The organism is Devosia sp. YIM 151766 (assembly GCF_030285925.1).
Lineage (GTDB): Bacteria > Pseudomonadota > Alphaproteobacteria > Rhizobiales > Devosiaceae > Devosia.
The window spans coordinates 1,299,559-1,312,238 of the sequence record NZ_CP127251.1; the positions used below are offsets into that span (position 1 = coordinate 1,299,559).

Annotated in this window: 19 protein-coding genes; 17 read left to right on the forward strand and 2 right to left on the reverse strand. The window is 59.9% G+C overall.

From position 1 onward, the window contains the following. Positions 1–34: 34 nt before the first annotated feature. The 12 genes from O9Z70_RS06300 to O9Z70_RS06350 all read left to right on the forward strand — a co-directional run bounded on the left by O9Z70_RS06300 (position 35) and on the right by O9Z70_RS06350 (position 6,061). The gene (locus O9Z70_RS06300) at positions 35–469 is read left to right on the forward strand and encodes a hypothetical protein (protein ID WP_286021617.1); all 435 of its coding nucleotides are present in this window, start codon (positions 35–37) and stop codon (positions 467–469) included. 16 nt (positions 470–485) lie between these two features. Beyond that, entirely contained in the window at positions 486–776 is a 291-nt protein-coding gene (locus O9Z70_RS06305; RefSeq protein ID WP_286021618.1) for a hypothetical protein, read from the forward strand. Beyond that, a complete protein-coding gene (locus O9Z70_RS06310; protein ID WP_286021619.1) occupies positions 776–940 on the forward strand; it encodes a hypothetical protein in 165 nt (54 codons plus the stop codon). Before O9Z70_RS06305 ends, O9Z70_RS06310 begins: the two co-directional genes overlap by 1 nt. Then, the gene (locus O9Z70_RS06315; protein WP_286021620.1) at positions 940–1,500 is read left to right on the forward strand and encodes a hypothetical protein; all 561 of its coding nucleotides are present in this window, start codon (positions 940–942) and stop codon (positions 1,498–1,500) included. The genes O9Z70_RS06310 and O9Z70_RS06315 overlap by 1 nt, the downstream gene beginning before the upstream one ends. 41 nt (positions 1,501–1,541) lie before the next feature. After that, a complete protein-coding gene (locus tag O9Z70_RS06320) occupies positions 1,542–2,084 on the forward strand; it encodes a helix-turn-helix domain-containing protein (RefSeq protein ID WP_286021621.1) in 543 nt (180 codons plus the stop codon). Positions 2,085–2,232: 148 nt separating this feature from the next. Beyond that, positions 2,233–2,550 carry an HNH endonuclease gene (locus O9Z70_RS16270; protein ID WP_353057818.1) on the forward strand — a complete coding sequence of 106 codons (318 nt, stop codon included), beginning with the start codon at positions 2,233–2,235 and terminating at the stop codon, positions 2,548–2,550. After that, complete coding sequence (locus O9Z70_RS06325) at positions 2,547–3,434, forward strand: helix-turn-helix domain-containing protein (protein WP_286021622.1); 888 nt, start codon at positions 2,547–2,549, stop codon at positions 3,432–3,434. Before O9Z70_RS16270 ends, O9Z70_RS06325 begins: the two co-directional genes overlap by 4 nt. Beyond that, positions 3,431–3,604, forward strand: coding sequence for a hypothetical protein (locus O9Z70_RS06330; RefSeq protein WP_286021623.1), 174 nt, complete (start codon positions 3,431–3,433; stop codon positions 3,602–3,604). The genes O9Z70_RS06325 and O9Z70_RS06330 overlap by 4 nt, the downstream gene beginning before the upstream one ends. After that, a complete protein-coding gene (locus tag O9Z70_RS06335; protein WP_286021624.1) occupies positions 3,601–3,795 on the forward strand; it encodes a hypothetical protein in 195 nt (64 codons plus the stop codon). The genes O9Z70_RS06330 and O9Z70_RS06335 overlap by 4 nt, the downstream gene beginning before the upstream one ends. Further along, positions 3,796–5,160 (forward strand): class I SAM-dependent methyltransferase, encoded by a 1,365-nt coding sequence (locus O9Z70_RS06340; protein WP_286021625.1) that lies wholly within the window; start codon positions 3,796–3,798, stop codon positions 5,158–5,160. A 21-nt stretch (positions 5,161–5,181) separates the two neighbouring features. Next, positions 5,182–5,469 carry a hypothetical protein gene (locus O9Z70_RS06345; RefSeq protein ID WP_286021626.1) on the forward strand — a complete coding sequence of 96 codons (288 nt, stop codon included), beginning with the start codon at positions 5,182–5,184 and terminating at the stop codon, positions 5,467–5,469. 1 nt (position 5,470) lies between these two features. Then, positions 5,471–6,061 carry a hypothetical protein gene (locus tag O9Z70_RS06350; RefSeq protein WP_286021627.1) on the forward strand — a complete coding sequence of 197 codons (591 nt, stop codon included), beginning with the start codon at positions 5,471–5,473 and terminating at the stop codon, positions 6,059–6,061. A 142-nt stretch (positions 6,062–6,203) separates the two neighbouring features. Here the strand turns inward: O9Z70_RS06350 and O9Z70_RS06355 are convergent, their stop codons facing one another. Both O9Z70_RS06355 and O9Z70_RS06360 read right to left on the reverse strand, forming a co-directional pair. After that, the gene (locus tag O9Z70_RS06355) at positions 6,204–6,386 is read right to left on the reverse strand and encodes a hypothetical protein (protein WP_286021628.1); all 183 of its coding nucleotides are present in this window, start codon (positions 6,384–6,386) and stop codon (positions 6,204–6,206) included. Positions 6,387–6,664: 278 nt separating this feature from the next. Further along, the gene (locus O9Z70_RS06360; protein ID WP_286021629.1) at positions 6,665–6,991 is read right to left on the reverse strand and encodes a hypothetical protein; all 327 of its coding nucleotides are present in this window, start codon (positions 6,989–6,991) and stop codon (positions 6,665–6,667) included. 491 nt (positions 6,992–7,482) lie between these two features. Between O9Z70_RS06360 and O9Z70_RS06365 the strand changes: the two genes are divergently transcribed. From O9Z70_RS06365 to O9Z70_RS06385, 5 genes are all read left to right on the forward strand, one after another. Further along, positions 7,483–7,881, forward strand: coding sequence for a terminase small subunit (locus O9Z70_RS06365; RefSeq protein WP_286021630.1), 399 nt, complete (start codon positions 7,483–7,485; stop codon positions 7,879–7,881). Then, the gene (locus O9Z70_RS06370; RefSeq protein WP_286021631.1) at positions 7,848–9,299 is read left to right on the forward strand and encodes a PBSX family phage terminase large subunit; all 1,452 of its coding nucleotides are present in this window, start codon (positions 7,848–7,850) and stop codon (positions 9,297–9,299) included. Before O9Z70_RS06365 ends, O9Z70_RS06370 begins: the two co-directional genes overlap by 34 nt. Beyond that, positions 9,296–10,747 carry a DUF4055 domain-containing protein gene (locus O9Z70_RS06375; RefSeq protein ID WP_286021632.1) on the forward strand — a complete coding sequence of 484 codons (1,452 nt, stop codon included), beginning with the start codon at positions 9,296–9,298 and terminating at the stop codon, positions 10,745–10,747. Before O9Z70_RS06370 ends, O9Z70_RS06375 begins: the two co-directional genes overlap by 4 nt. A gap of 66 nt (positions 10,748–10,813) precedes the next feature. Beyond that, complete coding sequence (locus O9Z70_RS06380; RefSeq protein ID WP_286021633.1) at positions 10,814–11,620, forward strand: hypothetical protein; 807 nt, start codon at positions 10,814–10,816, stop codon at positions 11,618–11,620. A gap of 95 nt (positions 11,621–11,715) precedes the next feature. After that, entirely contained in the window at positions 11,716–12,678 is a 963-nt protein-coding gene (locus tag O9Z70_RS06385; protein WP_286021634.1) for a major capsid protein, read from the forward strand. The last annotated feature ends 2 nt before the right edge of the window (positions 12,679–12,680 follow it).

Below are 12,680 nucleotides of genomic sequence, written 5' to 3' on the forward strand. Positions count from 1 at the left end.
ATCGCCTTTCGTTCCTCACGCGCTGGTTCAGACAATGCCAGCAAGCGAGGACAAAAAATTGGGAATTCAGGACAAAACGGAGCCGCGCGATATGACGGTGGTCCTGTCAAACGACCTGCGCGAATTTGCCGGCCAGAAGTGGCCGACGATGAACCACAAGTGGCGCAAGGCGAAACTCGCCTCGATGCTCCGCATGAGCGAGCGCCGCATCAGATCCATTTACGAGGCCGATCCCGCTGCCCGCATCCGTGCGGACGAGGCCGAGCGGATTTCGGCCCTGGTCCACCAAGGAGATGTCGAGGATGCGGCCCTATCGACACGTATTGCTGAGCTTGAGGCACAGGTTGCCCGGCTCGTTGAGGCTCTGGTTGGCGATGAGGTGGCGGGATCGCGCTTGGCGCCTCGCGTACCAGGCCGAACTGCTTTTGACCGGCGCGGACCTTCTACGGGCCGACGCTCAACAGATTGAACCTAAGGAGGACTGAGTGACCAGCACGGATAACATTCGTCGCCTCGATGACGCCATGGCCGAACGCGGCCAGCCGATACCCATCAGCACCGCGGATATGCGGGCAGAACATGAAGCTCACCGCAGCTCTGTTCTGGACCGGCTCGCCGTAGTCCGCACCGGCATCCTCAAGGACGATCAGCAGATTGCTGATTTGCAGGATCATAAGGCGGCGCTGCTGGCCGAAGCGAAACAGCTTGAGGCAATTGCTGATGCGCAGCTGACCACCATCCACGCCTTCGACCGCATCGGGCAGGGGAGGGCGTGATGAACGCCACCTATCCCAAGGTCAAAGCCTCCAGCGTCAAATTCAAGCGCGATTACCTTCGTGATCGCCGCTGGGGCAAGGAAACAATCACCGACGCCCGCAATGCTCTGTTCAAGACAGCAGAACTTATGCGTGTGCGGGTTATGTCAGGGCGGGGGGCGTGATGACTGTCACCGCATCCAATTACGCCCGCGCCGAAAACGACCTCTATCAGACCGAGCCATGGGCGACGGAGGTGCTGTTGCGGCATTTCCCAGTCGCAGGGCTTTCGGTGTGGGAACCGGCAGCCGGCAATCACTTGATGGCCGATGTGCTGCGAGAGAGCGGGGCCACCGTCCTCACCAGCGATATTGTCACCTATGATCGCGACCACGATTTTATCTGGGATTTTCTAGGCTCAACAAACGGCAATGGCGTTGTTCCTGGAGCGGTCATCACCAACCCGCCGTATGGAAAGGGCAATCGCGATGCCGTCCGATTTGCCGAACTGGCGCTTATGCGCTGCGATGGCATGGTGGCGCTGCTGCTGACCGCCAAATTCGACTTCGGAAAGACCCGCCGCCACCTGTTCCAGGACAATTCCCGCTTCATGGCCAAGATTGCGTTGCTGGACCGCATTTCGTGGGCTGGGAATGGCGAGACGGGGACCGAGGATCACGCTTGGTATGTCTGGGGGCCCGGCACCTACGCACAGGCGCATATGCTTTGGGGTGGCAAGTCATGACCCCCTTCGGCCTTACACCAAGACAGAGCGAGGCGCTTTAGATGGCCCAAACCTCTTATATGAATCTGATGAAGGCGCAGGCTCGTCGTGTGCCGGTATTCGGGCGAGTGGCGCCCGAGAAGCTGACCCTTGCCGATATTATCGAGCGCGGGAAAAAGGCCAAGGCCGCTCTCGGCATCAAGGCGCACTACAATATCGCAAGCGTAAAGAGCGCCGCGCCGCCGGTGCAAAAAGCTGTGGCGGCGGCTGTCGCACCTGCCCAGCTTGAACCACCTATCGTCATAGTGGTGACCCAGGAACAGATTGACGAGGCTGATGACCGGACGCCGATTATCCCAATGCCATCCGGGAAGGCCATCCTCCGCGAGGTGAGCGAAAAGCACAAGGTCGCCATGGTGGACCTGTTGAGCACCCGTCGAGCGCGAGCCTATGTCCTTGCCCGCCACGAGGCGATGTACCGGATGCGTCACGAGACATCGATGAGCTATCCGCAGATTGGCCGGCGGATGGGTGGCCGGGACCATTCAACGGTGATGCACGGCATCCGCAAGCATGCCGAGCGGATGGAGGCGGCAGGGCTATGAGACCACAGGTCGGCGTCGGCAGCCTCCAATTCCTCTGCCGGTCTTGTAATAGCTCCAAGGGCAACAGGACGATGCTGGAATGGGGGGGCGCGCGGTGAGCGGGCCTCGCTACAGCACACTTCCTGCAGATTGCCTGAGCGATCCCGTAATGGACGCATGGTCAGCGCTTCGGATTAACGTTCGGCGTGATGCGTTGTGGGAATCGCAGGACGGCCGCTGTTGGTACTGCGGACGCAAGGTGGCGCATAGCCGCGAATGGGTTCCTTCTGGAGAGGTTTTTGTTCTCCCGGACGGCAAATTGACCTGCGCGATAGAACACCAAACGCCCAAGTGCCGAGGCGGCTCTAGTGCCGCTGGAAACCTGGTCCTATCGTGCACCACCTGCAATTCTCAAAAGGGCCGAAAGACCGTTGCCGAATATCGCGATTGGCTCGGCGCCACTGCGTTTCATGGAGAATATCCATGAGTCACGACGCAACCAATTGGGCGGTAAAGCAGCGTGGGCTAAGGCCGATTGCGAAGGTGGTCCTCTGGCATCTAGCGGACTGTCACAACCCCTCCATGGGCTGTTTTCCAACTCAGGAATACCTTGCTGGCGCGGCCGAGGTCAGTCGAGCATCAGTCAATCGCATCCTGGCTGAACTCGAACATGCCGGCATTATCCGCCGCGAGCAGCAGATCGACCCTAAGACAAATCGCCAGCTTCCGACGCGCTACCTACTAGCGTTCGAAAACGGGTTTGAGCCACTACATGTAGATGTGGGTGTAACTGGATTGGACACGGCTTTTTCGGATGATCCGTGTCTCAAAAATGACGAAAGCCGTGTCTCAAAATCGGCGGTTTCCGTGTCTCAGAGCTGTGAGACACTAACCAGTAAGGGAACCAGTAATCTAACCGGTAATGCGCTGCGCGCCGAGAGCGAGCGGGTTGATTTTGATTTGGCTTGGAATGCGTTCCCCCACCGTCCGATGTCGAACCGAACAGCAGCGCAGAAAGCCTGGGCCGCTCTCAGCGATGAGGAAACCATTCGTTGCATGACCGCGATCAAGCGGTTTGCTCGCTGGCACGTCGAGGACAGCGAGATGCGTGGCGTCGATCCGAAGGCGCAGCTTGAGTTTCGCCCTGGCATGGGCCGGTGGATCGGCTCTGGCGCGTGGATTGAAGCGCTGACGGTTCCTCTCAAATCGGATCCGGCGCCGCCACAGACGGATGGCTTGGTGGTGCTGACCCCAGACCATCCGGACTTCATCGCCATTGAGCGCCTTCGGGGTCGCAAGGTTCCGCTTGGCCAGTCTGGCCGAGCAACGTTCCGTATTGAGGAAATCGAGCAGGCGAGGGCAGCAGCATGAACGTCCAGCAGCGCCTCGATGCCCTTCGTGATGAACTGGCCTATCTCGACCCAGCAGTCCCCGGCCTTCGCCGCCGTGTCGAACGCATCCAGCGCCAGATCGCCATGCTGACGGAAGATCAGCGCGAGCCCCAGCCCATCCCAGAGCCGGTTCGGAGGCCGTATCGATGATGCCCGCAGTCCTGCGCCAGTCTGGTCCGAAATTCATGAAGGACGGTGTTCTGTTCACGCCCCGGGCCATGATTGCGCAATGCGAGGTCTGCGGCTTCGAGCATGCGCCATTTGGGATCACCGATGAGCACGGCAAGCGGCTCTATTTCTGCTCAGAGCACGTCCCCCAGGAAAGCGAAAGGAGAGGGTGAGTGAACACCGCGCTCGCAACCCCGCGCACAGTTCTCGACCTCATCGAAGAATACGAGGAGAAGGTCGCCAGCGCCGAGGCCGCCGTAGCGGCCTACGAGACGGCCTGCGGCGCCATCGAAATGGCCGGCTGCGTCATGGGAACCTATGCCGAGCCGGTGCTGCGCGGCAGGTCCTATGTCAACGCCAACGACATGCGCAAGAACCTGCTCAAATCGGGCTGGAAGGCGATCTACAACCGCCTGAACATCGACATGATCGCGTCGGCCAACGACAAGCGGCTGTTCGAGCGAACACTTGCCGATCCGCCGCCGCTCACCGCCGAAATCGTTCGCTCGACTTTCGCGCACTACTATGCCGACCCACGCAAGCACATTCTGCGGGGTCTGGCCGAAGCGTTTGTTGATCTGGACCCGGCCTACAAGTCCCACGCCAAGGTCAAGATTGGCGTCAAGGGTCTGCCCAAGCGGGTGATCCTGCACAATGTCGCCGGCTATGGATCGCCCCATGGCAGTTACGGCCGGGACAGGCTGCGCGACATCCTAAATGCGCTCGCCGCCTATCAGGGAAAGCCGCTCATGACGTACAACGAGCTGGCGATGATCCTCGAAGATGGTGAAGCGCTGCGCGTTACCCGAGAGGTTCCGAAGGGCGATACAGCGCGCCAGCGCGCCAATTCGGATGAAACGGAAACCATCATCGGCCGCGACGTTTGGCTGAAACGCTACGATAACGGCAATGGCCACCTGTATTTCGGCCCGACTGCGCTGCTCGACATCAATCGCGGGCTGGCCGAATTCTATGGCGACGTGCTGCCGGACGTGGACCCCGAAAACCCCGAGCGCCAGCCCAGCACCGCCGTCGCCAAAGACCTGCAATTCTACTGGTCTCCGGGCAAGGTGATTGCCGCAGCGTTGGAGTTTGCCCGCGTCCACGACATCACCGAATACCGCCACCAGGTTGAGCCGCTGCGCATTCTTGAGCCTTCATGCGGTGACGGTCGAATCCTCGACATGGCGACCAAATACGGCCATCAGTCGCTTGGCATCGAATATCACGCCGGCCGAGCTGCCCAGGCGAAAGCCAAGGGCCACCGCGTCGTTACGGCCAATTTCCTCGAATGCCCGCCGCGGGCCGAATTCGACGCCGTGGTGATGAACCCGCCGTTCTACGGCCGTCACTACGTCAAACACGTCCGGCATGCGCTGAAATTCTTGAAGCCCGGCGGCACACTCGTGTCGATCCTGCCGGCCACGGCCCACTACGACCACAAAGAGCTGGAGGGCGAGTGGCGCGACCTGCCGGTCGGCAGCTTCGCCGACGCCGGCACCAACGTGCCCACCGGTCTTCTTCGCATCACCTCCTAACCACCAGAGAGACAGAGACACATGGCCGGCTGGCAAACTGCACCCCAAGACGATCTGCAAATGGCAATCGCAGAGTTCAAATCCAAGCTGCCCGGCTGGTGGTATTCGCTGGGAGAGTGCCAGGTGAGCTGCGATGCGTCATGCGCCCCAACAGTGGAGAGCGAGCACATTCACCTCATCGAGAAGCCGGGCGATCCTTTCGACGCAGGCTTCCATGCCGATCTATCACAACCCTCCACCCTGGCCGATGCGCTGCGCGACGTGATGCAGCAGGCCCTCGATGAGATCCGCAAGCGCAAAGGAAACTGACATGGCAAGAGCAGGCCGGAAACGGAAAATCGGGGTGAAGCGCACTCCATCGGGTCGAGTTTCGAGAGCAGGGGCCGCGCCGGCCAATATGGATGCCATTTTGCTGCGCATGAAGATGTTCGGGCTATCCGAGAAAGATGCCCGCGATCAGAAGGCCGCCACCTTTATAGGCAGGCTGAACCTGATGGACAGGAAGGCGCTAATCAGCAACGCACAATATGACGCTGCCGTCGAGTTTTTGGCCGTCTATGACAAATACAAGCGGGCGATCAGCGCACCGGACGGCACCAAACAATCGGGCGGCGCTGGCGGCGGCGTGGAAACCGAGGATTATGCCCGTTGGTGCAAAAGAGCGATCGAGGCGTACATGGGGCCGAACCGTGACGGGCAGGGCGGCGTCATGGGTGCTATAGCGGCTGAACAAGGGCTGCATAGAAACCGGGGCGCCAACCTCTATGCTGCCCTCGACTATATCGTTTGCCGGGATGAGCAGCATTGGCACATGGTTGGTGATGTGCGCCTGGCGCTGAACGCGCTGGCTCACCACTTCGGGCTATTGGGGACAACTAAGAAGGAACCCCTCGCCGCTTGACCAAATCAGCGAACAGCGGCATAAAGGCATTATTCCATTTTCAGACTATCGTCTGAACGAACAAGGTCCGGGCAACCGGGCCTTTTTGATTTCAAGCTGCGCAGGATGCCAGCCCAAGCAGGGCCGGCACCGAGTTTCCAGGCTACTCCATCAAAAGTTCGCCACACATCTGGATTCCGAGCATCCATCCAATGGCGCAGCCCAGGTGGTAGCCAGCGGAGCCGTCCTGAATCTTAGGGTGATCCTTGATTTTTGCCATGGCAGGTGCTGAGGCACTCAGCGAAAGGGCACTGGCCAGCGCGACGGCGGTGAGTATCTTCTTCATGCTCGTTTCTCCTTTGGTTGGCATGCTAAGGTTAGACGGCTGAATGTGACAAAACCTTGGGGCGGTTCGAAATAAATCTGGTTTGGCGCTGCACCCATTCAATTTGAGGCGGGCGGGCCTATGCGCGCAGGTTGCGAAAGCCCCTGCTGGCTCGTGAGGCTCCCGAAGCGCAATAGGGAGCTTCCGCCTCAATCTCTCTCAGCAGGTAAGTGCATTGGAGCGCGGGGACGGGCGCTGGTAGCCAGCGCACCTGCGGTCTGGCTACCAGTTGTTTACCGCTAGTTCGTGAAATTGAACTCGCTCAGTTCGCAAACATTGTTGTCGGCAGAGATTACTTCGTCGCCGTCTTCGAAGACCGCAAGGAAGTCATATTTGCAATAGCCCGAGCCGTCATCGATGTTGATCGTGACGCTGCCACCAGCAGGCAGGATATCGCTGTCGAGAATATCTTCTTCCCAGGATTCGCTCCCGGTGTTTGAAGCGTAAAATTCCATGATCGTGTAGGATGATGTGTTGTTGATCACAACACGTCGATCGAGCGCGGAAGCGCTTATGGTTCCTGCTGCCAGCAAGGCAAGCGATAGAGCTGCAACAGCTTTTTTCATATTTATCCCTCGGGGCAAAAATCGCCCGAGGCGGTGTGTAGTTATGGGCTTTGCCCAGAGCAAGCTACTCCTGTGGGAAACCCATGAATAAGCTCGCATTATCGTCAATTTCCATAAGCAGCAGGCGAGTTCCAGCCAGCTTTGCCCTAACCCCATTCCCCAGCCCTTGGCATAACAACCAAGGCCAATCCGCAACGCGGCGTAACCCGTGTCGAGTCCGGTGGAAGGCCGGGCTTCATTCTTTAGCCACTGGCTTCCGCTTCCTGGGCGGGGCCGCCGCAAATGCCTTCGTCGCCGCTTCTGGGTCCAGCTTGTACATAAGTTTTGCAAGTTTAGCGAAGTCAGATGGCCGAATGTTCATCTGCCAATCCGCGCCCCTCTGCATGCCGCCAGTCCCCCACCGGGCACGCAAAACCTTTGGGTAATTGATAGGCTCAAAATCGATCTCTTTCCGATAGCTCACGGAAACTGAGTTTACGCGGTCAACCCACATGCCCATCCTCCCAAACCCAAAGCATGAAGCATTTGCGCAGGCACTCGCCAAAGGCGCAAGTGCTGCCGAAGCATATGAGCGGGCAGGGTACAAACCGAGCCGGTCGGCAGCATCGCGTTTGTCAACAAATGTGAACATCGAAGCCCGCGTGGCTGAATTGGTCGAGCGCATCTCCGAAAAGGCCGAATGGACCGCCGCTGATCGCCTTGCATCGCTCAAGACCATCCACGATGCGCAGGCCAAGGCTGACCCTCGTGTTGCCATCGCTGCCATTGCAGAGGCGAACAAAATGCAGGGCTCGCATGCGCCAGCCAAGACAGAGGTGAGCGAGCCTGGCGGCTGGGAGCAGGCGGAAGACAAGACATGGCGTCAACGGCTGCGCGGCGAAAAGAGCTAGAGGAAAGCACCTACCTCACAAACCCGGCGCTTTGGGACTTCTGGGAGCAGGTCTTTCTTGGCGAGGCCGACATTGCCGTCCTGCATGGCGGCCGGTCGAGCTCAAAGACGCGAGACACCGCCTGCCAACTGGTGCGACTGGTCGATCATGTCGGCGTCAAGATGCGCGTTCTGTGCATCCGGCGCTTTCAGAACCGCATTCAGGAATCGGTCTATACCGAACTGAAATGGGCGATTGTTCACCTGGGCCTGCAAGCCGCCTTCGACGTCCAGAAAACGACGATCATCCACAAGGCGACCGGCTCGGAGTTCATTTTCTACGGCATTGAGCGCAACCTTGAAGACATCAAGGGTACGTCAGATGTGGACATTCTCTGGGTCGAGGAAGCGGAGAAGCTGACCGAGGATCAGTGGACCGTCATCGGCCCGACGATCCGCAAAGAGGACAGCCTGACGATCCTGCTGTTCAACCCGAAATATGTCACCGATTACGTCTGGAAGCATTTCGTCATCAACGCGCCGCCGCACACCGTAGTGCGGAAAATCGATTGGACCGACAACCCGTTCCTCTCCCAGAAGGCGCTGCGCGACATCGCCGCGATGCAGGAGAGCAACCCAGAGCTATTCGAGCACGTCTACGGCGGTGTGCCGCTTGGGGATAGCGAGCTTTCAATATTCAAGCGCCGCTGGCTCGATGCCTGCGTTGACGCTCATAGGGCTCTGAAACTCGATCTGACGGGCCGAAACATCGTCGGCTTCGACCCTGCCGATGACGGCGAGGACAAGAGCGCGACGGCTGACAAGATCGATGGCGTGTTTGTCGATGCCGAGGATTGGTCGAGCGGCAAGGACGAGCTCGTCCAGAACGCCAAGAAGGTATGGGCCAAGGCGAAGCTGCTCAATGCCACGGTGTCCTATGACACTATCGGTGTGGGCGCTTTCGTCGGCGGATATATCGATGAGCAAAACGAAACGGCCGGCGCCAGGGTCGAGCACTTCGCATTCCATGCCGGCGGCGCCGTCATGGACGCGGACAAGCCCAGCGATTCCGCGAACAGCAACAGTCCGCTGAACAAAGACGAATATCTCAACCTAAAGGCGCAGGCCTGGGCCAATACGGCCCGGCGCGCCATGCTGACCTTCAACGCCGTGACGCGGGGCCAGTCGATCAAGCCAGAGGATATTCTTTCGTTCTCCTCGGGCATGGGCAAGGCCAAGCTCGATGCGCTGTTCACCGAGCTATGCGTGCCGTGGTGGGTCGAGAGCGAGGGCAAGAAGCGCGTCGTGCCCAAGGTGAAGCTCAAGAAGGACTTGGGCGTGAAGTCGCACAACCTGGCTGACGCGGTGATCGCGGCGGATAACATCAAGATCGAAGTCTCGGCGCCTGCCGCCTCAACCGTGTTCACGGGGTTCCTATGACGTTCGACATCTCCGTTCATCACCCAGAATACGACGCCTTCGCTCCATCATGGGAGCTACTGCGCAACGCCTTTGAGGGTGAGGATGACATAAAGCGGGCCGGGCAGAAATACCTGCCTCTCAAGAACGGCCTTGCGAAGCTCATGGAGGACGGTTCGCATCGAGCCTTGGCCCAGGCTGCATACGATGCATATAAGGCCCGCGCTGAATTTCCCGATCTCGTCGCGCTCACCGTCCGGGGCGCAGTCGGCACAATCCTCGATCAAGCGGCCGAAATTGAGCTGCCGCCCGAACTCGAGCCGCTGCGCGAAAAGGCAACGCGAGACGGGCTGACCCTCGAAGCACTGCACCGGCGGATCGCCACGGAGGTCATGCTGACCGGGCGCTATGGGCTTTTGCCTGGTATTGCGTCCGATGGTTCGCCGTATCTCGCCGGCTACATTGCCGAGTCCATCATCAACTGGGATCAGGACGAGGAAAACGTCGCTGATTTCGTGGTGCTGGATGAGAGCGGCTATGAACGCGACCGCGCGACGAACGAATGGAAGGCGGTTGAGAAATACCGCGAATGCTTTGTCGAGGATGGCCGCTACGGCGCCCGGGTCTGGACCAAGGGGAAAGAGGGCTGGGAGGTTGGCGAAGTCGTCGAGGCCTCGGACCGGAAACAGCGGCCGTTGGGATTTCTCCCAATGGTCTTTGTTGGCTCGAACGATCTGACGCCTGATCCTGATGACGTGCCGCTCTATGGCCTCGCCAAGCTCTCGGTGAGGATCTATCAACTCGACGCCGATCTGCGACAGACGCTGCACTACACGTCCGAGCCCACGCCGATGGTGTCGGGCTATGACGATCCGCAGGAGGCGATCAAGAACGGCCAAGTGCCCCAGGGCATTGGTGGCACGAACATCTGGGTGCTGCCCAAGGACGGCAAAGGCGAGTTCCTTGAGTTCTCCGGTGCCGGCGCGTCTGCCCAGCACGACGAAATCCAGAAGGCCTATGACCGGGCGGTGATGTTCGGTGCGCAGATGCTGGCCGAAAAGGGCAACGCGAACGAAAGCGGTGAAGCCAAGCGCGTCCGGCTCGATAGCCAGCATTCCACGCTCAAAGGTATCGCCATGACTTCGGCTTCGGGGCTGGAAAAGGCGCTGCGGAACGTCGCGATCTGGATCGGCGCTGACCCGGAGAAGGTCAAGGTCACGCCTAACTTGGACTTTTTCGACCACGACTTAGATGCCCAGACCATCACGGCCATCGTGTCGGCGTGGCAGTCGGCCGCTATTTCCTGGAAGTCCGCGTTCGACCGGCTCAAGGCTGGGGGCGTCGTGCCGGAAGACCGCACCGCCGATGAAGAATTGGCGCTGATGGATCAGGAACAGTTCGGGCGCGATGCCGATCCGGGTGATGTGTTGCCCGACCGGCAACCGGACCCGGAACAAATAGACAAATAACCCCCGCCGCCTCAGGGCGGCTTTTTTATGCCCGCGAGTCGGGCAATCACCCAAGGAGAAAGCCCGATGGGCCTAAAGACCATTCTGGACAGCATCGAAGATCTGCCCGAAGAGCACCGCGCCTTTTACGTCGAGGATGGCGACAAGTTCGTTCTCGATCTCGATGGCATTGACGACCATCCCAAGGTGCGCGGCCTCGTGACCGCCAATCGGGAGAACGTCCGCAAGCGCGATCAGTACAAGGCGGAGGTCGAAGGCCTCAAGGCCCGGATCGACGGTCTGCCGGACGATTTCGATGCAGAGGCCTATGAGGCGCTGAAACAGCAGGCCGAGGGCAAGGAGCCGCCCAAGACCGACGAACAGGTGACGCGCGTCCGCGAGCAGCTCGAGCGCAAGCATAAGGCCGACCTCGATAAGAAGGACGAGGAAATCGCCGCACTGCGCGGCACCATCGGCAAGGTAACGATCGATGATGGGCTATCCAAAGCGATGGACGACGCCTCGATCGATCCCAAGCACAAGGCCAAGCTGATTCCGTATCTCAAGGCCATTGGTGCCATCAAGCTCGAGGAAGACGGTAGCAACTTTCAGGCCGTAGTCGAGACCGACATGGGACCGCTCTCGCTCGCCAAGTTCGTTCAGGACTGGGCCGCGTCTGACGACGGCAAGGACTATGTGGCCAAGCCGAGCGGGCCTGACGCCAAGGGCAATAATGGGCGCGGCGGCACCGGCGAGAAGAACCCGTGGGCTTCCGACAGCCACAACCTGACCCGTCAGGGTGAGTTGGTTCGCACCGATCCCGACAAGGCCCGTCAATTCATGCGTGCGGCCGGTTTGAGCGACAGCCAGATCAGCCAGCGCATCGGCGCTTAGGCGCCACCCACCGAGGGCGAGGCCCTCAATCCCCGCAGCCGTGTCGATGACCGGCTGATTTCACAGCGAAACCAGCCAGTTCAAGGAGAATTATCATGGCTGCTACTCGTATTGCCAACGTCATCGTGCCCGAGGTGTTCAATCCGTACGTGATCGAACGCACTGCGGCACTTTCGGCGTTCTATCAGTCCGGCATCATTCAGACCGTGCCGGGCCTCAACATCCTTGGCGAAAAGGGCGGTACGACCATCGCCATGCCCTTCTGGCAGGACCTTTCCGGTGACGACGAGGTTCTGTCTGATTCCTCGCCGCTTTCGGTTAATGCCATCACTGCCGAGCAGGACGTGGCCGTTCTGCATGTTCGCGGTAAGGCGTGGGGTGCCAACGACCTCGCCAAGGCGCTTTCGGGCGATGACCCCATGGCCGCGATTGGTGATTTGGTCGCAGCCTACTGGGCTCGTCGCTGGCAGGCGCTGCTGATTTCCTCGCTCACTGGCGTGTTTGGCGCTGCCAGCATGGCGGGCAACAAGCACGACATCAGCGGCGAAAGCGGCGCGGCCGCCGTCATCAGCGCGGAAGCGACGGTCGACGCGATCTATAAACTGGGTGACGCCGCTGGCGGCCTGACCGGCTTTGCGATGCACTCGGCGACGGTTGCCCTTCTGGTGAAGAACAACCTGATCGACTTCCTGCCCGACAGCGAAGGTCGCCCGACGATCCCGACCTATCTCGGCAAGCGCGTCATTGTGGATGACGGGATGCCGGTGTCGAACGGGGTCTACACCTCCTACCTGTTTGGGCAGGGGGCGTTCGGGCTGGGCGAGGGCAATGCTCCCGTCCCGACCGAAACCGACCGCGACAGCCTCCAGGGTGATGACATCCTCATCAACCGCCGTCACTTCGTGCTGCATCCGCGCGGCGTGAAGTGGCTCGGAGCTTCGGTGGCCGGCGCGGCCCCGACGAACTTGGAGGCGGCCAACTCGGCCAACTGGCAGCGCGTTTATGAAAATAAGAACGTGCGTATGGTCCAGTTCGTGCACCGCATCGCAGCGGCCTGATC

What these genes read in the sequence shown, in the direction of transcription:
- O9Z70_RS06365 (WP_286021630.1), top strand. Translation starts at nt 7,483, where the DNA reads ATGCCCATCCTCCCAAACCCAAAGCATGAAGCATTTGCGCAGGCACTC.
- O9Z70_RS06335 (WP_286021624.1), top strand. Translation starts at nt 3,601, where the DNA reads ATGATGCCCGCAGTCCTGCGCCAGTCTGGTCCGAAATTCATGAAGGAC.
- O9Z70_RS06385 (WP_286021634.1), top strand. Translation starts at nt 11,716, where the DNA reads ATGGCTGCTACTCGTATTGCCAACGTCATCGTGCCCGAGGTGTTCAAT.
- O9Z70_RS06345 (WP_286021626.1), top strand. Translation starts at nt 5,182, where the DNA reads ATGGCCGGCTGGCAAACTGCACCCCAAGACGATCTGCAAATGGCAATC.
- O9Z70_RS06370 (WP_286021631.1), top strand. Translation starts at nt 7,848, where the DNA reads ATGGCGTCAACGGCTGCGCGGCGAAAAGAGCTAGAGGAAAGCACCTAC.
- O9Z70_RS06310 (WP_286021619.1), top strand. Translation starts at nt 776, where the DNA reads ATGAACGCCACCTATCCCAAGGTCAAAGCCTCCAGCGTCAAATTCAAG.
- O9Z70_RS06375 (WP_286021632.1), top strand. Translation starts at nt 9,296, where the DNA reads ATGACGTTCGACATCTCCGTTCATCACCCAGAATACGACGCCTTCGCT.
- O9Z70_RS06300 (WP_286021617.1), top strand. Translation starts at nt 35, where the DNA reads ATGCCAGCAAGCGAGGACAAAAAATTGGGAATTCAGGACAAAACGGAG.
- O9Z70_RS06360 (WP_286021629.1), bottom strand. Translation starts at nt 6,991, where the DNA reads ATGAAAAAAGCTGTTGCAGCTCTATCGCTTGCCTTGCTGGCAGCAGGA.
- O9Z70_RS06350 (WP_286021627.1), top strand. Translation starts at nt 5,471, where the DNA reads ATGGCAAGAGCAGGCCGGAAACGGAAAATCGGGGTGAAGCGCACTCCA.
- O9Z70_RS06330 (WP_286021623.1), top strand. Translation starts at nt 3,431, where the DNA reads ATGAACGTCCAGCAGCGCCTCGATGCCCTTCGTGATGAACTGGCCTAT.
- O9Z70_RS06355 (WP_286021628.1), bottom strand. Translation starts at nt 6,386, where the DNA reads ATGAAGAAGATACTCACCGCCGTCGCGCTGGCCAGTGCCCTTTCGCTG.
- O9Z70_RS06325 (WP_286021622.1), top strand. Translation starts at nt 2,547, where the DNA reads ATGAGTCACGACGCAACCAATTGGGCGGTAAAGCAGCGTGGGCTAAGG.
- O9Z70_RS06380 (WP_286021633.1), top strand. Translation starts at nt 10,814, where the DNA reads ATGGGCCTAAAGACCATTCTGGACAGCATCGAAGATCTGCCCGAAGAG.
- O9Z70_RS06320 (WP_286021621.1), top strand. Translation starts at nt 1,542, where the DNA reads ATGGCCCAAACCTCTTATATGAATCTGATGAAGGCGCAGGCTCGTCGT.
- O9Z70_RS06315 (WP_286021620.1), top strand. Translation starts at nt 940, where the DNA reads ATGACTGTCACCGCATCCAATTACGCCCGCGCCGAAAACGACCTCTAT.
- O9Z70_RS16270 (WP_353057818.1), top strand. Translation starts at nt 2,233, where the DNA reads ATGGACGCATGGTCAGCGCTTCGGATTAACGTTCGGCGTGATGCGTTG.